This is a genomic window from Psychromonas sp. SP041, assembly GCF_000470315.2.
Lineage (GTDB): Bacteria > Pseudomonadota > Gammaproteobacteria > Enterobacterales > Psychromonadaceae > Psychromonas.
The window spans coordinates 85495-102346 of record NZ_CBRF02000005.1; the positions used below are offsets into that span (position 1 = coordinate 85495).

General features: G+C 36.0%; 14 protein-coding genes. 5 read left to right on the forward strand and 9 right to left on the reverse strand.

Annotated features, from left to right (window positions below; genetic code table 11):
• Window positions 1–52: 52 nt before the first annotated feature.
• The 7 genes from SP041_RS04260 to SP041_RS04290 all read right to left on the reverse strand — a co-directional run bounded on the left by SP041_RS04260 (window position 53) and on the right by SP041_RS04290 (window position 7821).
• Window positions 53–1546, reverse strand: a complete 1494-nt coding sequence (locus SP041_RS04260; RefSeq protein WP_037049518.1) for a tripartite tricarboxylate transporter permease — start codon at window positions 1544–1546, stop codon at window positions 53–55.
• A gap of 9 nt (window positions 1547–1555) precedes the next feature.
• Complete coding sequence (locus SP041_RS04265; RefSeq protein ID WP_025565030.1) at window positions 1556–2002, reverse strand: tripartite tricarboxylate transporter TctB family protein; 447 nt, start codon at window positions 2000–2002, stop codon at window positions 1556–1558.
• Window positions 2003–2102: 100 nt separating this feature from the next.
• On the reverse strand, window positions 2103–3029 hold the full coding sequence (locus tag SP041_RS04270; protein WP_025565031.1) for a tripartite tricarboxylate transporter substrate binding protein: 927 nt from the start codon (window positions 3027–3029) through the stop codon (window positions 2103–2105).
• 429 nt (window positions 3030–3458) lie between these two features.
• Entirely contained in the window at window positions 3459–4895 is a 1437-nt protein-coding gene (locus SP041_RS04275; RefSeq protein WP_025565032.1) for a HAMP domain-containing sensor histidine kinase, read from the reverse strand.
• The gene (locus tag SP041_RS04280; protein WP_025565033.1) at window positions 4895–5569 is read right to left on the reverse strand and encodes a response regulator transcription factor; all 675 of its coding nucleotides are present in this window, start codon (window positions 5567–5569) and stop codon (window positions 4895–4897) included. Before SP041_RS04280 ends, SP041_RS04275 begins: the two co-directional genes overlap by 1 nt.
• Before the next feature lie 93 nt (window positions 5570–5662).
• Window positions 5663–7300 (reverse strand): phosphoethanolamine--lipid A transferase, encoded by a 1638-nt coding sequence (locus SP041_RS04285; RefSeq protein WP_025565034.1) that lies wholly within the window; start codon window positions 7298–7300, stop codon window positions 5663–5665.
• 236 nt (window positions 7301–7536) lie between these two features.
• The gene (locus tag SP041_RS04290; RefSeq protein ID WP_025565035.1) at window positions 7537–7821 is read right to left on the reverse strand and encodes a YrhK family protein; all 285 of its coding nucleotides are present in this window, start codon (window positions 7819–7821) and stop codon (window positions 7537–7539) included.
• Window positions 7822–8123: 302 nt separating this feature from the next.
• Between SP041_RS04290 and SP041_RS04295 the strand changes: the two genes are divergently transcribed.
• The 5 genes from SP041_RS04295 (at window position 8124) to SP041_RS04315 (ending at window position 15229) form a co-directional block, all read left to right on the forward strand.
• Window positions 8124–8456, forward strand: a complete 333-nt coding sequence (locus tag SP041_RS04295; protein ID WP_025565036.1) for a hypothetical protein — start codon at window positions 8124–8126, stop codon at window positions 8454–8456.
• Between the two features lie 94 nt (window positions 8457–8550).
• Window positions 8551–9810 carry a TolC family protein gene (locus SP041_RS04300; protein WP_025565037.1) on the forward strand — a complete coding sequence of 420 codons (1260 nt, stop codon included), beginning with the start codon at window positions 8551–8553 and terminating at the stop codon, window positions 9808–9810.
• A 10-nt stretch (window positions 9811–9820) separates the two neighbouring features.
• Window positions 9821–11476 carry an efflux RND transporter periplasmic adaptor subunit gene (locus SP041_RS04305; protein ID WP_025565038.1) on the forward strand — a complete coding sequence of 552 codons (1656 nt, stop codon included), beginning with the start codon at window positions 9821–9823 and terminating at the stop codon, window positions 11474–11476.
• Window positions 11473–14604 carry an efflux RND transporter permease subunit gene (locus SP041_RS04310; RefSeq protein WP_025565039.1) on the forward strand — a complete coding sequence of 1044 codons (3132 nt, stop codon included), beginning with the start codon at window positions 11473–11475 and terminating at the stop codon, window positions 14602–14604. Before SP041_RS04305 ends, SP041_RS04310 begins: the two co-directional genes overlap by 4 nt.
• A 121-nt stretch (window positions 14605–14725) precedes the next feature.
• Window positions 14726–15229, forward strand: a complete 504-nt coding sequence (locus tag SP041_RS04315; RefSeq protein WP_025565040.1) for a cytochrome b562 — start codon at window positions 14726–14728, stop codon at window positions 15227–15229.
• A gap of 46 nt (window positions 15230–15275) precedes the next feature.
• Here SP041_RS04315 and SP041_RS04320 read toward each other — a convergent pair whose 3' ends face one another.
• Together SP041_RS04320 and SP041_RS04325 are read right to left on the reverse strand one after the other, a co-directional pair.
• The gene (locus SP041_RS04320; protein ID WP_025565042.1) at window positions 15276–16184 is read right to left on the reverse strand and encodes a GGDEF domain-containing protein; all 909 of its coding nucleotides are present in this window, start codon (window positions 16182–16184) and stop codon (window positions 15276–15278) included.
• A 235-nt stretch (window positions 16185–16419) separates the two neighbouring features.
• Window positions 16420–16851 (reverse strand): ATP-dependent zinc protease, encoded by a 432-nt coding sequence (locus tag SP041_RS04325; RefSeq protein ID WP_137297431.1) that lies wholly within the window; start codon window positions 16849–16851, stop codon window positions 16420–16422.
• Window position 16852: the final 1 nt, after the last annotated feature.

Genomic DNA, 16852 nt, shown 5'->3' on the forward strand with positions numbered 1-16852 from the left:
TCATTGTGATAATGACCCTTTTAAAGTTTTAATCATGTAAATAAGGGAAAGGTTACTTTTTCTCTTCTGCTAAACGCTCTTTCTTTTTCAGTTTAATTGTTGAATAAACAGAGAAAACTGCGAATAGAATAAAGGCGAGTGCAATCGGACGATCATACAAGAACGACCAACTACCTTCATACAAGATCAAGGATTTCCTTAAGTTTGTTTCTGCCATTGGGCCTAATATTATTGCTAGTAAAATAGGTGACGATGGGATGTCTAATTTATTTAATATAAAGCCTAATAAACCAAATGTAATCGCAATACCTACATCAAACATAGAGTTATTAATTGCGTAAGCACCAATAACAGATAGGAAGATAATAATAGGGATCATAATTATTTTTGGTACTTCTATAATACGACAGAAGAATCTAATACCTAAAAATCCAATAATCAACATCACAATGTTTGCGACGATCATCGAACTAAAAATACCATAAACAATTTCAGGATTTTGAGTAAACAATAACGGACCCGGAGTTAAACCTTGAACAATTAAAGCCCCTAGCAATACTGCTGAAACCGCATCACCCGGTACACCTAATGTTAACAGTGGTACTAATGAACCACCGGTTACACCATTGTTGCCTGATTCGGCTGCTGCTAAACCATGCATTGAACCATTGCCAAATTCTTCTGGATTTTTAGCAACGCGTTTTGCTTCGTTGTAACAAGCAAAAGCTGAAATGTCAGCCCCTGCACCCGGCACTGAACCAATTGAAGTACCTATTAAGCCGCTTTTGATAGTGGTAGGTAAAATTTTCTTAAAGTCTGAAAAACTCAGTAGTTTATAGTCAAATTTAGGTGGGATATCTTGTTTATCACTCGATAATTTCTCTAATTGATTTAAACCTTCTGAAATGGCAAATAAACCGATTAATACAGGGATGATATTAATACCACTGTATAGATCTAATATGCCAAAAGTAAAGCGAGGTACACTACTGATTGGGTCTAAACCAACCATCGATACTAATAAACCGATCGTACCAGCGAGCAAACCTTTCATTATGTTTTTAGCTGAAACACTGGCAATGATAGTTAAGCCAAACAACGCAAGCGCAAAGTATTCTGGTGCATTAAATCGTAATGCAAAATCAGCTAATATTGGTGCAATCGCAATTAACACAATGGTACTAATTAAACCGCCAATGAATGACGCCACGGCTGCGATACTTAACGCTTTTGCTGCAAGACCTTTAATTGCCATTGTATGACCATCAAGTACGGTTGCTGCTGAAGCTGGCGTACCAGGTGTTTTTAATAAAATAGCGGCAATTGAGCCCCCATAAATACCACCAATATAAACACCAATTAACATAACAAGTGCAGGGGTAGGCGCCATACCAAAAGTGAAAGGCAATAATATTGCTACGCCCATCGTTGCTGTTAAACCAGGTAATGCACCTAAAATAACACCGCCTAATACACCCAAAACTAATACAGGGAAGACAGCCATACTAAAAGCATCTGCAAACCCATTAAGTAAATATTCCATCATAATAATAACCTAGAAAAAGAGTAGACCTTCCGGTAGCGAAATAATAAAAACTTCACTAAAAAGAAAATAAATGGCGAATACAAATATCCACGCGGTAACGTAATAAAGCGGTTTTTTCACGCGATAAAAAAGAAGGTAATAAGTGAAGCCAATAAGACTTGCAGGTAAGTAACCAACAAGCGTAATCAGCACTGCGTAACCAATTAAAAAAGTGAATCCAAAGATAGAGTGGCTTGATATCAATGTCACTTCTTTCTGTGGTTTTTGTTTTTTCTTGTATTGAATGATTAAAACGCTACATATTATGATTTGAATAATAGCGATGACGGCAGGAAAGAAACCAGCACCGACAGGTGCATCTTGGTACCTAGGTTCTTCGAATTGCGAAATAAGCACTAAAAAAACGAGGCTCAAAAATATCACTAGGCTTGGAAAGAAAATGTTGCGGTTGAGCATAATAAACTCTCTAATAAACACAAATTTGTTAAGTAATATGAAACGGTAAAAGCCAAGGGGGTTACCTTGGCTTTTATTAATACGGTTTAACTAATTAAGCCTATTTAATAAACTTACCAAGTAATTCAGTATCTTGTTTTACAAAGTCAGTGAATTCTTGTGCTTTAAGAGGGTGAATAGTCATTGCACCTTTAGCCATAAAGTCTTTAAATTCAGCTGAAGCCATTGCTTGGTCAAATGCATTTCCTAAGATTTCAATGATCTCATCTGGCGTATCTTTAGGTGCGCCAATGCCACGCCATGTACCCGTTGTTACATTAAGACCTTGTTCTTTTAATGTTGGTACATCTGGGATGTAAGAAATACGTTCTTCTGACATAACACCTAATGCTTTAAGTTGACCAGAACGTAATTGAGCAATTGCTTCACCCGGCGTTACCATTGTTACTTGTGTGTGATGACCTAATACTGAAGGAATAGCTTCTGAAGAACCGTTGTATGGCACTGCATTAAGTTTGATATCTTGGTCTTGTTCTAGTGCCATTAAGTAGAAGTTTGGCGCAGCAGTTGAAGCAAATTTAACTTTACCAGGCATTTTTTTAGCTTCTGCGATTAAATCATTCACTGTATTAAATGGGCTATCTGCTGGTACTAAAATAACTGCTGGGTCTAAGTTAACCATACGAATTAGTTTGAAATCGTCTGCTGTGTTTTGCATTAGTCCCATTTGCGGTAATGAAGCAATTTCACGTGTTACTACTGTCAGTGTGTAACCATCAGCACGTTGACGTGCACCAAAACTCATTCCTACTGCACCAGCACCACCCGTTCTATTCATTACTGAAATGCTTGTACCTAGAATATCCTTAGCGCTGTTTGCTAATGTACGACCAACTGCATCTGTACCACCACCTGCACCAAATGGCACAATTAAACGTATGTTTTTTGAAGGGTAATCAGCTGCAAAAGAACTTGCTGACATAAGTAAGCCTGCGCTAATTAATGCAGTTTTAAGTAGTTTTTTCATCGTTACATTCCTTTTTAGGGACTAAAAATTAGTTGCTTAGATTTAGCTTTATCTTTTTATAATGACGAATCACTTTAAGTGTTTATGAAAAGGCACTGTTAGTTGACTCAATATTATTGATAGAACTTAAATTGTTACGTTAAAGTTTTTGTTTTGTTAAAACTTTAGTAAGCAAAGAATAAAGGAACAAAAAAATTATTAGCATTACATAGGTCACGAAAGCTGGGGATAAAATGTGTGCTTGATCGTGTAATTGGTTTTTTTTCGCTATTTTTGAGACTATTTTTCAAAATAAATCTCATATAGTCTTATTTTATACTTTTATTGGTGATTGTTTTTTGAGCTAATTAGGCTGTTTTAGCATCTGGTTTTCTTGTTTTTATTAAAAAAAGGCGAATTGGTAAACCAAGGATTTAAGAGAAATAATATTTAACTGAGTTCAATTTTATTAAGTGTGAGGCTAAATTCAATTATTTCAGGTGTAGGTAGTGTAGCATTAATCTTATGATGGTTAATTAAACAAAGTTTTTCAACAATAGCGAGACCTAATCCATAATGCTCATTCTCAGTTCGAGCTGAATCTATTTGATAAAGTGGCTTAAATATTTTATTTAACTGCGCTTCTGATATTAAATTGGTTAACCTGTTTTGTAGTATTATATAAATATTTCCTTGGTTTGTGTTTGTTATCTCTAAATTAATATCTGAGTGTTCTGGGCTATAGAAAAGTGCGTTGTTTATTAAGTTAGTCATAATAATATTAAAGCTAACAATATCTAAATTAACAGTGGTTTTTGGAATCGTATTTTTTATTTTTATTCTTTCGTAAGCATTAGTTTGATTGCTTTGAATAAACGAAAGGATACCATTGATCTCTTCGCTTAATACGACAGTTTCATTTTGTCGTTTTAATAAGTATTCATCACTTTGGTTTAACATCATCAGGTTATTCACAATGTGTTTCATACGCTGCGCGATGGATAACATATCTTGGGAGTAGCTATCTGTGATGCGATGGTCATCAGGGTATTGAATATGTAACTCACTCAGACTAATGATTTCTGCAATTGGTGTTTTAAGTTCATGTGCAATATCAGCCGATAAGCGTTGCTCTTCCTGCAAGGTTTGTTGTGATAGTTCAATGAAGCGCAATAACTCTGCCCGAATCGGCGCTATCTCTATATGTTCATCGGTTAGCTTTCTCAGAGATGATGTCGATTTATCTACTTTTAAATGCGCTATTTCTTCATTGAGTAATAGCAGAGGCTTTAAACCTTTATCTATTTGAGAAATAACGAGATAACGGATGCCAACAATAAAAGTAATAAAAACCAGCCAGAATACAATATCCAATGCGAGTAATGCCCAAGAAAAATCTTCATCGGACACCGTGACAGTAAAGAAAGCGGTATGTTGAAAGGGTACAACACTTCCTCTTAATCTACTCGGTACTTGTGGGTGAAAGTAGCTCATGATCGAACGGCCCGTTCGTCCGTCGGGTAATTCAACATTAATTATTTTATAGGTGTTAATCGACAGTTGTTGCTTAGTAAGTTGTTCTTCTGGGTAGTTAGCTAACGATTTAGATCGTTCAAAAGGTTTATCATCGACCCATAATTGAAAATATTGTGTACTTTTAGCATCGACAAATTCAGGCATAAACTGGTCTGAGAAATCAAACTCAACCCCTTTAGGATAAACTTCTATTAAGGTTTTTAAATAATTTGATTTAGTGATTAATGATTCATCAAACTTGTCATTTACCCAATCATCTAACACAATATCAATTGCTATAAATATAGTGAACAAGATAATCGCAGGAATAATCGTAATGGCGCGGACAATATCCTTTTTAATCGATTTCATTATGATTGCTCAACTAAATAACCAAAACCACGTCTATTTTTAACGGGTAATCTCCCGCCTACTTGTTTGGCTTTTCTTCTTACCGATGAAAGGTGCGCTTCAATACTATTTTTAGACAGTTCATCAAAGTGACCCACCACAGATTCACTTATTTTACTGGTGCTAACCACGTTACCTTTAGCACTAAATATCACTTCAATAATTTTGAATTCGTTTTTAGTCAGGTCAATTAAGTTGTCTTGGTAAGCAAAGCTTTTTTGTTGGGTATCAAGGACAAAATCATTCTGTTTGATGACATTATTAAAGTGCGATATTTCACCTCTTTTTTGGATACTCATGATACGAGCATGCAGTTCATCAAAAGAAAAGGGTTTAACTAAGTAATCATCAGCACCTGCTAATAACCCATTAACTCGGTCATCTACCGTAACTCGGGCTGAAAGAATAATGACTTTACTGTGTATATTTTCTTGGCGAATGGTTTTTAATAGCGTCATACCATCAATGTTAGGTAACATAAGATCTAAAATAATCAGGTCAAATTGGTTATAAAGTGCAAGGTTTAACCCCTCACTTCCATCTCCAGTGGCTTCGACGGTAAAACCTAAATTACTTAACCCTACCACTAAACTTCTGCGTAGATGTTGGGAATCTTCAACCACTAAAATTTTCATTTTTTATCTCTATTGATTAACCACTATTCATTAAGCTATATTTTTTAATCGATGTTTTTTAATTTATACTTTTATAACTTCTGTTTTTATAATTTATGCCTTACAAGAGTAGGTAATATCTAAGTCTTTATTCTTTTGTTTTGTCTTTACACCGTAAAAGCCTAATAAAGTATGAAATAAATTATCATGTGATACAAAATCATTTGCTGCTTTTTGTTCTAAACATGCTTTATTAAGGCTTTTATTAGTAAAGTAAGCCTCATTAGCCCACATAAACCAAGGTACATGAGTTTGTTGATCAGGTGCAACGACATAAGGCGTCCCGTGTAGATATAAGCCATTTTCACCTAACGATTCACCATGGTCAGATAAGTAAAAAAGTGCCACGTTATATTCTTCTTGATACTGCTTCAGTAAGGTAATGGTTTCAGCTAAGACATAGTCAGTATAAGCGATGCTATTATCATAAACATTAACGATTTCTTGGTCGCTACAATTTTCAATATCACTGCGTTCACAAGCAGGTTTAAACAATGTTTTGTCTTGTGGGTAACGTTGATAATAGGTAGGGCCGTGGCTCCCTATTAAATGCAATGCAAACAGCTTGTCTTTACCAGGTTGCTTTGCGATTAAACGAGGAAGTTGTCGTAATAATACTTGATCATAACAACTATGTTTATTGCATAAGTCGCGATTATCGTTTTTGTTGATGTCAATTTTATCAAGGTTTTTCGCGACTTGTTTATCACCTCCATCGTTATCTATCCAATGAACGTCAACACCTGCATGACTGAGTATATCTAACACATTATCCTGATTGTTCGCTTTTTGTTTGTTGTAATCCGTACGGTTCATATTTGAAAATAAGCAAGGTAACGATACCGCTGTTGCTGTGCCACAGGTTTGAACATACTTAAATGAAATGAGGCCCATATTTTCTGTATAAGGATTGGTGTTTCGATGATAGCCGTTATAAGCAATATTTTGCGAGCGTGCTGTTTCACCGACAACAAATACCATTAATGTTGGTTTGCTGTTTTTGGCTGATATGATGGTCGCATCTTGCCCTAACAATGAATAAGGCATTGCTTTATTGAAGTAGTTTTTCTTAATGTATTTGTAAGTATTATAAACATGAGCTGGATTGATCATTTTATTTAAGTAAGCATTATTACGACCAATAGAGGCGTAATCTTTATAGTAAAAAATGGCAATTAATAAGATAACAAGCACACTGCTGCACAAGAAGACGGCTTTCATAAATAGCATTTTTAATAGACTACCGTTGTACGTTATTTTTGTTTTTAATAGCAATAAAGCAGGTAATAAACCAAGCACAATAAACCAACTAACAGAGCTGATATTAATATAAGAAACACTTTCATTGCTGTTTGTCTCAAAAATGTTTTCAATCATGGTGTAATCAAACATTACGTTATATTTATTGCTTGCATAAAATGCCAATGCAGAGGAAAGCACTAATGGGATGAAGATAATTTTAAATACATAAGGCCAAGCTAATAAGCTAAAAATAATGACAAAAGCGGCCAACAGTAAAAGATGGCTTATAAAATATAAAGGCAGGTCATAACCAGATAAAACATACACCTTTTGAATAATAGGTTGGTTAAAGAGTGCTGCAAAATAGGTGGCAAGTAACAACACCACTGTATTCACATTTAAAGAGGGTTGATGTAAAAAGGTAAGGCTTTTAAGGTGGCTAATGTTCATAGATATTTCCGCACTATAAGATAATACGGAAATATTATGTTTCGAAGCTTAAGAACCGCTGAAGGTAAACTGAAAGTTTACTGAGAATTAATTATTGGAAGTTTACTGAAAATTAATTAAGCGTGCTAAAGCTCACTATATACTTAAACTGTTATTGAATTTTATTTAAGCTCGCCTAAACAGAAACTATTAAGGATTGAGTTGTTTGACGTTTCACTGTGTTATTTATTCTGATTTTAATTTTTTTGGGAATTCTGTTTTTGTTTTTGGTCATAAATTTTCTTTACATGTACCAAGCTAATTAGTTTTAATACAGGCTTAATCAAGAGTTGAGCACTACCAACAATAAATAACCAGGTACCACTTTCAACAAGAGAGTCAGAAAGGAAGAAAAAGCTGCCAATTAAAAACCACACTGCAATTAAAAAATCATTTATTGCCCCTAAAGCTTCATATCTTCGTTGTGTAATAATGTGTTTTTGTCCCAGATCTAATTCCATAGGGTTATTCTCTGAATTCATAGTTTTCCATTAATGTTTAATTTGAATGAGATGATAGAAGAATTGTTTGCATTTTTTTGTTATTGAATACCGAATTTATTGTAAATAAATGCAATCAATAAAGTATATTGTTGACTAGAGTGAATCAATACCAATAGAAATCAACCTTTTTAAGATAACACTCTATTTTTAAAGTTATTGTTTGACCTTACCCCTAGGGGAAGCTTTATCTTTAATAATTAATAAAGTCATATTTTTCGTTATGGCTATTATAAATTTAGACACTTAATAATCACTGATAGATAAAGAGCAGCATTGAGTTAATGAAAAAGCTTATCACTTTACTTTTAATATTGACGATTCAAATTACTTTTATGCAAAAGGTAATGGCTTCCGCCGCGCTGTCTAAAGGTGAAACTCAATCAGCTAGTTACTGCAAAATGATGATGGATTCTGGTCATTGCAATACTGAGATGATGAGCATGAATGATTGTCAAAATGATTGTGACTTAATGAGTGTTGTTTCTGTGACTCATTTTATCGAAAACAATCAAATTTTATCATTGGCTTACAGCCAATTTAATTACCCATCTTTTAATATTTCACCTCTTCATTCCCAACCTTCAAGTCTTTTCCGTCCTCCTTTATTTAGTTAATTTTTTAAGCCGCGATCTATTTTTTTTGAGATGGCGCAATTCAGTATTTTAAAAGATTAATTAGTTATCCATTCATTGGGTAAAAGGAAAACAGATGAAAATCTTTAATCTATCTGTGCTGTTATGCACAGTGGTTACATTGCATGTTTCTGCGTTGTCATTACAAGATGCACAGCAAATCGCATTACAAGACGATCCAGGACAACAAGTTTATGAAGCACAACAAGCCTCATTAATTGCAAAGGGTAATAGCAGTGCAACATTAGCTGACCCTACAATAAAACTAGGGGTCGCCAATTTACCAACAGATAGTTTTTCGCTCGATAATGAGCCAATGACACAGTTAACGGTGGGTATCGCTCAACAATTTAGCCGAGGTGATTCATTAGCTATCTCTAAACAAGGTTTTTATTTACAATCGGAAACGGTTGTTTTTCAAGGATCAGAGCGCCGCTTATTAGTGAAAAAGACAGTACGTGATTTATGGTTAAACATCCTTTTTATTGAAAAATCTATTCAATTAGTCAATCAAAATAAACAGCTATTTAACAGCCTTTATCAAGACTTAGAGTCACAGTATTCATTAGGTCTTATTGAAAATGAAGATCTTATTAATGCAGATATTGAACTGGGATTATTAGATGAAAAATTAGCTAAATTATCACAGCATTCATTGACCTATCGTAGTTTATTAAGTGAATGGATAGGGCAATTAGCTTATCAAGAATTACCAACCACTATACCAGCTTGGGCTGATACCTTAACTTATATCAAGGCTAGTGAAACACGTAATATAGAGCATTATGAATTATTAACTAAGCATCCTAAGGTATTAGCATTAAAACAAAATATTTTAGTGGCTGACAGCGGTGTTGATTTAGCAAAGCAGAGTTATAAGCCAAGCTTTAAAGTTGAATTGGGTTATGGACATCGTTTGTCTGAGTTTGATAACGGCAGCGCTCGCCCTGATTTACTGAGTGGTTTTGTTTCTATGGACTTGCCAATTTTTACTGATCAACGCCAAGATCAGCAAATGATTGCTGCAGTACATAACAAAGGTCAAAAACAAGCGGAACATCGCCTTTTAATACGTCAACTCAATGCTCAACTTAAAGCTGAAATTGTTAATTATCAGCAGCTTGCTTCGCGTCAATTACGTTATAAAAATAGCTTATTAAAGCAAGCTAAGTCACGTGCTGAGGCTTTAGTACAAAGCTATCAATCAAATACTCGTCCCTTTATTGACGTCATTCAAGCTTATATGGATGAATTGAATCTCTCTATTGAATATCAACAACTCTATTTTGATGGCCTGAAAAGCCTTTCTAAAATTCGTTATTTTCAGGCACTTTAAGGAATAAATTATGCGCACTATATTATTACTGATCGCAGTTTTATCAGCAGGATTCGGCATTGGTTTTTTTGTAAACCAAAGTGGGATATTACATTTAGGAATGAGTAGCACAACATCAAATGAACAACCTGAAATTCTATATTGGGTTGCACCAATGGATGCAAACTATCGTCGTGACAAACCAGGTCAATCGCCAATGGGCATGGATTTAGTGCCTGTTTACGCTGAAAAAAAGAAAGCTGAGTCTAAAGCAGAACCAAAAATTAAATACTGGGTTGCACCAATGGATGCAAACTACCGTCGAGATAAGCCTGGTCAGTCTCCAATGGGTATGGATTTAGTCCCCGTTTATGAAGAGCAGGAAAAAGCAGAACCAAAGATTAAATATTGGGTTGCACCAATGGATGCAAATTACCGTCGAGATAAGCCTGGCCAGTCTCCAATGGGTATGGATTTAGTACCCGTGTATGAAGAAGCTAATGGTAATAGTGAAGAAGGAACTGTAACCATTTCTCCTGTCGTAGAAAATAACCTTGGCGTACGTACTGCGATAGTAAAAAAAGGCCAGTTTGATTTAAATATTAAAAGCTTAGGCAGCGTGCAAGCGAATCAAGATGCGTTATGGCAAATCAATAGTCGTGTATCAGGTTGGATAGAGAAATTATACGTTAAGTCGGTTGGTATTGAAGTAAAAGAAGGGCAAAAGCTGTATTCACTTTATTCGCCTGAATTAGTGAAAGCACAAGAATCTTTATTGAATGCCGTTAAATTGAATCGCAGTGTATTAATTGGTTCATCAAAAGCGCGTTTAAAGGTATTAGGTATTAGTACTTGGCAGATTAACCAACTGATAAGATCTAGAAAAGTAGCACAACGTATTGATATTTACGCACCTAATAAAGGCACTATTACCGACTTAAACGTAAATGAAGGTGCATTTATTTCGCCTTCTACCACGGTTATTACTGCCGTTAATTTAGATACCGTTTGGGTCGATGTTGAAGTGTTCGCCGCGCAAGTCTCTTTGATCAAGTTAGGTGATATGGCGAGTATGACATTAGATTATTTCCCGGGTAAAGAGTGGGTAGGGAAAGTAGGATTTATCTATCCTGAAATGAGCGAAAGTAATCGTACGCTTCGTGTCAGATTACAGTTTGATAACCCTAATCAAATGCTTAAACCTAATATGTTTTCATCGGTTGTTATCACGCCTAAAATGGATGAAGAACGTTTATACATACCACGTGAAGCAGTGATTTATGCAGGTAATATGAATCGAGTTGTATTAGCGATGGGCGACGGTAAGTTTAGGTCTGTACTGGTTAAAGTCGGTATTGAGAATCAACAAACTATCGAAATATTATCTGGTCTTGAAGTTGGGCAAAAAATAGTGACTTCGGCACAATTTTTATTGGATAGTGAATCGAGTATCAGTGCTGATTTTGATCGTATGTTAGAAGAGCAAAATGAGATGGATCAGAAGGCGATGCGTCTTAAAGAAACATCTGATTACTTAAATGGAGAAGATGATTCTGACGACCTAGATAGCTCAGAAGATTTGAATAGCACAGAAGATTTGAATAGCACAGAAGATTTAGATTCAATAGAAGTAGGTGCGCTACAAACATCTCCTTTGTACACTAGCGAAAGGGTGATGACATTATGATTGCTCACGTTATTAATTGGTCGATAAAAAACCGCATCATGGTGTTGTTGATGACCGCTGTGATTGTCGCTTATGGTGTTTTCTCATTACAAAAAACACCGATTGATGCTTTACCCGATTTATCCGATGTACAAGTGATCATTAAAACAACTTACCCAGGTCAAGTGCCACAAGTGGTTGAAGATCAAGTAACTTATCCATTAACCACCGCGATGTTAAGTGTGCCCGGTGCAGTGACTGTACGGGGGTATTCATTCTTCGGTGATTCTTATGTTTATATCATTTTTGATGACGATACAGATATCTATTGGGCACGTTCACGAGTGCTTGAATACTTGTCACAAGTTGCACCGAATTTACCACCACAAGCAAGGTCAGCGTTAGGACCTGATGCAACGGGTGTGGGTTGGATATTTAGTTATGCGTTAGTTGATAAAACCGGACAACACGATTTAAGCGAATTACGTAGTTTACAAGATTGGTTCTTAAAATTTGAACTACAAACCGTCGCGGGTGTGTCTGAAGTCGCAACGGTCGGTGGTATGGTGAAACAGTATCAAGTCCGTGTTGACCCTAACAAACTACGTGCTTACAACTTATCGTTAACGACGATTAGCAACGCGATTAAAAGTGCTAACCAAGAATCAGGCGCCAGTGTAATAGAAATGGCCGAAGCTGAGTATATGGTGCGGACTTCTGGTTATATTTCCTCTATTGATGACCTTAAAGTTATCCCTTTACGGGTGAATGATAACGGCACACCTTTGTTATTAGGTGATGTTGCTGAAATTCGTTTAGGGCCACAAATGCGCCGTGGTATTACTGAGCTTAATGGCGAAGGTGAAGTTGTCAGTGGTGTAGTGGTGATGCGCTTTGGTGAAAATGCCCAAGGGGTAATCGAAGCGGTTAAAGATAAGTTGAATGAGCTACAAAAAGGCTTGCCAGATGGAGTAGAAATTATTCCAACTTATGATCGTTCTGAATTGATTAATTCAGCGGTAGAAAACCTTTACGATAAGCTGCTTGAAGAGTTCATTGTAGTGGTATTAGTGTGTGCTGCTTTCTTATTTCACTTTCGTTCGTCGCTGGTGGTTTTACTCAGTTTACCTGTGGGTATTTTTGTCGCGTTTATTATTATGTCGTGGCAAGGCATTAACGCCAATATCATGTCTTTAGGGGGGATTGCGATTGCGATCGGTGCGATGGTCGATGGTGCGATTGTGATGATTGAAAATGTGCATAAACACATGGAAAAAACGGAACTGACCGATGACAATCGTTGGCAGGTTATTGCTAAAGCGGCAACGGAAGTCGGGCCTGCTTTATTCTTTTCATTATTAATTATTACCTTCAGTTTCTTACCTGTTTTTGCATTAGAAGGGCAATCAGGCAAGATGTTTTCACCGCTCGCTTTTACTAAAACCTACGCAATGGCAGCATCCGCTGGTTTAGCGATTACTTTGATTCCTGTCTTAATGGGTTATTTCATTCGCGGTAAAGTACTCCCTGAACATAAAAATCCTTTAAACCGTTTAGTGGTCGCGATTTATAAACCATTTTTAACTTTTGGTTTACGTTTTCCTAAGTTATTGATTATTTTTGCTTTGTGTTTATTAGCAGTCGGTTTCTACCCGGTAAATAAAATTGGTAGTGAATTTATACCGCCGTTAGATGAAGGCGATTTAATGTATATGCCAACTACTTACCCAGGTGTGTCGGTGGGTAAAGCGCGTCAAATATTGCAGCAAACTAATAAGCTAATTAAAACCGTACCAGAAGTTAAAACCGTATGGGGGAAAATTGGCCGTGCAGAAACCGCAACCGATCCTGCGCCGTTAACCATGATTGAAACGACGATTCAATTTAAGCCTAAAAGTGAATGGCGAGCAGGCATGACTAAAGACAAGTTAAAACAGGAACTCGATAGTTTAATTCAGTTCCCAGGGTTAACCAATGCTTGGGTAATGCCAATTAAAACACGTATCGATATGTTAGCAACGGGTATTAAAACGCCTATTGGTATCAAAATCGCTGGTGGAGATTTAGCTGAAATTGAAAAAATAGGTAAACAAGTCGAGCAGATCTTAAAAGACGTCCCTGGCACAGCTTCTGTGTATGCTGAACGTGTTAGTGGTGGACGTTATGTGAAAGTGGATATTGACCGTGAAAAAGCAGGGCGTTATGGACTTAATATTGCTGAAATTCAGCAGCTAGTCGCTGTTGCGATTGGCGGTCAAAATATTACTGAAACCATTGAAGGGTTAGAACGTTACCCTGTTAATTTACGTTACCCTAATGATTATCGTGATTCCGTTTCTGCGCTTAAATCATTGCCTATTATTACCCCTTCAAAAATGACCATTAGCTTAAATGATGTCGCTAGGGTTTATATTGAATCGGGTGCACCGATGATAAAAACAGAAAACGCACGTTTAAACGGTTGGATTTTTGTTGATATTGAAGGTCGTGATTTGGGCTCTTATGTTAATGAAGCACGTGATATTGTGAACGACCAAGTTAGTTTACCAGCGGGTTATTCATTACTTTGGTCTGGTCAATATGAGTACATGGAAAAAGCTAATGCGCGTTTAGCGAAGGTGATTCCTATTACTGTTTTGATCATTATTATTTTGCTTTATTTAGCCTTTAGACGTGTTGGTGAAGTCTTATTGATTTTATCTACCTTACCTTTTGCATTAATGGGGGGGATTTGGTTGATGTTCATACTCGGATTTAACTTCTCGATTGCGGTTGGTGTTGGTTTCATTGCTTTGGCTGGCGTATCGATTGAGATAGGTGTGATCATGTTATTATATTTAAACCAATCGTTAGCAACTAAAAGATCGGAACGTCTTGAACAGTTTTCTGTTGTAGATTTAAAGGATGCTGTTATGGAAGGCGCTGGTTTACGTGTCCGTCCAGTGATGATGACGGTAGCAACCGTTGTGATTGGTTTAGTGCCTATTATGTACGGTGACGGTACTGGCTCTGAAGTGATGCAACGAATTGCAACACCGATGATTGGCGGTATGGTCAGTGCAGTTATTTTAACGCTATTGATTTTACCTGCTGTATATTTCCAATGGAAAAAAGTAAGCTTACGTCATCAGCTATATATTAAAGACTGAGTGATTACTTAAATTGGTATTTTAAGTTGAAGTTAATTGTTAATCATTAGCTTCAACTTGTAGTTTCCCCCATGATTAAGCCGACTTACTGACAATACATATTTTACAGGACATGACTAACATGATTAAAACTGCGATGACTAGCACTACGACAATTAAAAGAAACAAACTCGCTTTATCTCTAGCGGCAACATTATTTTTATCACTACCAATGAGCCAAGCTTTTGCTCATGAAGAACATTGTGAGATTAAAGATACCGAGCTAGGCGATATGATGAAGTACATGAAAAGTGAGCTAAGAGCGTATAACAAAAGCTTTAATTCTGAAGACCAAGCAGAGATGAAAGAGCATGCGAATGAGTTATTAAAACTCAGCGCAAAGGCAGAGCAGTTGACACCCGTTGTTATTTCTAAAGCAAGTCATCATGATGCTGATAGCAAAGGTGAAGTAAGTGCAGATCAAAAAGTAAAATTCGCTCTGTATCAAAAAGAGATGCAGGATTTGAACGCAACTTTTAAAGCACTGAGCGAAACCAATGATAAAGTTGAAATTGAAGCTCTGTTAGCTAAAGTAAAGCAACAACAGAAACAAGGTCACAATGCATTTCGTCAGAACTGTAAATAATTAACGTCAGTCATCAATGTTAAAAAGTGAGTGTTATTAAAACACACTAAATAGTCTCTAATACCAAATGTGTTTCTGAGGTTTTCTTTGCTTCATAAACACATTTATCTGCTATTTTTAAAATCTCTTTAGGGCTTAATAAACTGATACTTTGGTTTTGAATATTAACGCCACCTATTGCTGATTGAATATGTAACTGCATGCCTAAGTTTATTAAAGGTGTTGAAAATGCTGCTTTAACTCTGTCTACAAGCTTTAATAAACTAGATTGATCGGTGTTAGGTAATAACATACAAAACTCATCGCCACCGAGCCTCGCCAAGGTATCTGTTTCTCTTCTGACTTTATTAAGCTGTGAGACAAAATGCTTAAGTAATAAATCACCCACCTCATGCCCATAATTATCATTTACTGACTTAAAACCATTAAGGTCAAAGAATAACAATGAGAAAGCTTGTTTTTCTCGCTTAGCCTTCTTCAACGCTTCCGACATTCTGTCATCAAATAAATAACGGTTAGCCGCCCCTGTTAACGAATCATAGTGAGCGAGTCTTTTAAGTCTTTGCGTTAATTTATAGTCTTTTAATAAAGAGCAAATAGCATGTTCTAAAGAGTGGATAGATAAGCTTGGTTTTACGATAGTATCAATAATCGCGAAAGCATTAATTTTGCTCATGGTATTGTTATAAGCTTCGGTAACCACTAATAATGGCAATTCATGCTCAATAGAGGAAAAAGTTTGACTTATTTTCGTGAAGTGTTTTGAATAGATTTTATCTTCAATGATCAGCAGTTGGTCGCTATCACTAATGACTTTTATATCTGAAATAGCATTAACAGCCACTTGGCTTATTGTTTCGATGGTAAGGTTTGAAACTCGGATAGTTGAAGCTATCCAATGGAAAAAATCATTATCATTAGTGACAACAATTAAATGTAAACGCTTATCTGCCATGGGCTGTTTTCTACTCAATAAAATGATTAAAGAATGCTTATTATGCAGGTTATCCTCATTATAATCATGTTAATGTGCATTTTTATTCATGCATGTTTCTTATAAATATTGTTTATAGAGGTTACTCATAGGTATTTTTTATAGTGGTCGTTTCTCAATAAAAAAGAGGTTTATATAAATTAATATAAACCTCTCTGATCAATCTTTGTTTTATTTTCTTCGTAACAATAAACGTTTATTTCGCTAGAAATACCTTTGATGGGTCCACTAACAAGCGCTTACCAATTGCTTCACGGCCAAATAACATTAAGTAGTTCATGTCAGCACGGTCAGTTAAAGTGATCTCAATAGGCCACGTCTCCTTTCCTAAGGTCATCGCAGTTTCTATCACATAGCGTTCTTCAGAGGTTCCGTTAGATGACTTGATCTTACGAATATCACTGAGTACTGCTTTACATGAAATAAGCTTTTTCACGTTATGGATATCAGGGTGAATATCAAACTTCACCCAAGGTGTGCCAGACTCCATATATTTCACAATATTATCAACATGTAACGATGATGTTTTAGCGCCAGTATCAACGCGTACTTGCATCTCTTTAATGCCTAACTCTGGTAATGCAATCGACTCTAAGCGGCCAATAATCATTTTATCTTTAGATTGCATT

Coding starts and splice junctions, on each gene's coding strand:
- SP041_RS04260 (WP_037049518.1), bottom strand. CDS start 1,546: ATGATGGAATATTTACTTAATGGGTTTGCAGATGCTTTTAGTATGGCT.
- SP041_RS04265 (WP_025565030.1), bottom strand. CDS start 2,002: ATGCTCAACCGCAACATTTTCTTTCCAAGCCTAGTGATATTTTTGAGC.
- SP041_RS04270 (WP_025565031.1), bottom strand. CDS start 3,029: ATGAAAAAACTACTTAAAACTGCATTAATTAGCGCAGGCTTACTTATG.
- SP041_RS04275 (WP_025565032.1), bottom strand. CDS start 4,895: ATGAAATCGATTAAAAAGGATATTGTCCGCGCCATTACGATTATTCCT.
- SP041_RS04280 (WP_025565033.1), bottom strand. CDS start 5,569: ATGAAAATTTTAGTGGTTGAAGATTCCCAACATCTACGCAGAAGTTTA.
- SP041_RS04285 (WP_025565034.1), bottom strand. CDS start 7,300: ATGAACATTAGCCACCTTAAAAGCCTTACCTTTTTACATCAACCCTCT.
- SP041_RS04290 (WP_025565035.1), bottom strand. CDS start 7,821: ATGAATTCAGAGAATAACCCTATGGAATTAGATCTGGGACAAAAACAC.
- SP041_RS04295 (WP_025565036.1), top strand. CDS start 8,124: ATGAAAAAGCTTATCACTTTACTTTTAATATTGACGATTCAAATTACT.
- SP041_RS04300 (WP_025565037.1), top strand. CDS start 8,551: ATGAAAATCTTTAATCTATCTGTGCTGTTATGCACAGTGGTTACATTG.
- SP041_RS04305 (WP_025565038.1), top strand. CDS start 9,821: ATGCGCACTATATTATTACTGATCGCAGTTTTATCAGCAGGATTCGGC.
- SP041_RS04310 (WP_025565039.1), top strand. CDS start 11,473: ATGATTGCTCACGTTATTAATTGGTCGATAAAAAACCGCATCATGGTG.
- SP041_RS04315 (WP_025565040.1), top strand. CDS start 14,726: ATGATTAAAACTGCGATGACTAGCACTACGACAATTAAAAGAAACAAA.
- SP041_RS04320 (WP_025565042.1), bottom strand. CDS start 16,184: ATGGCAGATAAGCGTTTACATTTAATTGTTGTCACTAATGATAATGAT.
- SP041_RS04325 (WP_137297431.1), bottom strand. CDS start 16,851: ATGCAATCTAAAGATAAAATGATTATTGGCCGCTTAGAGTCGATTGCA.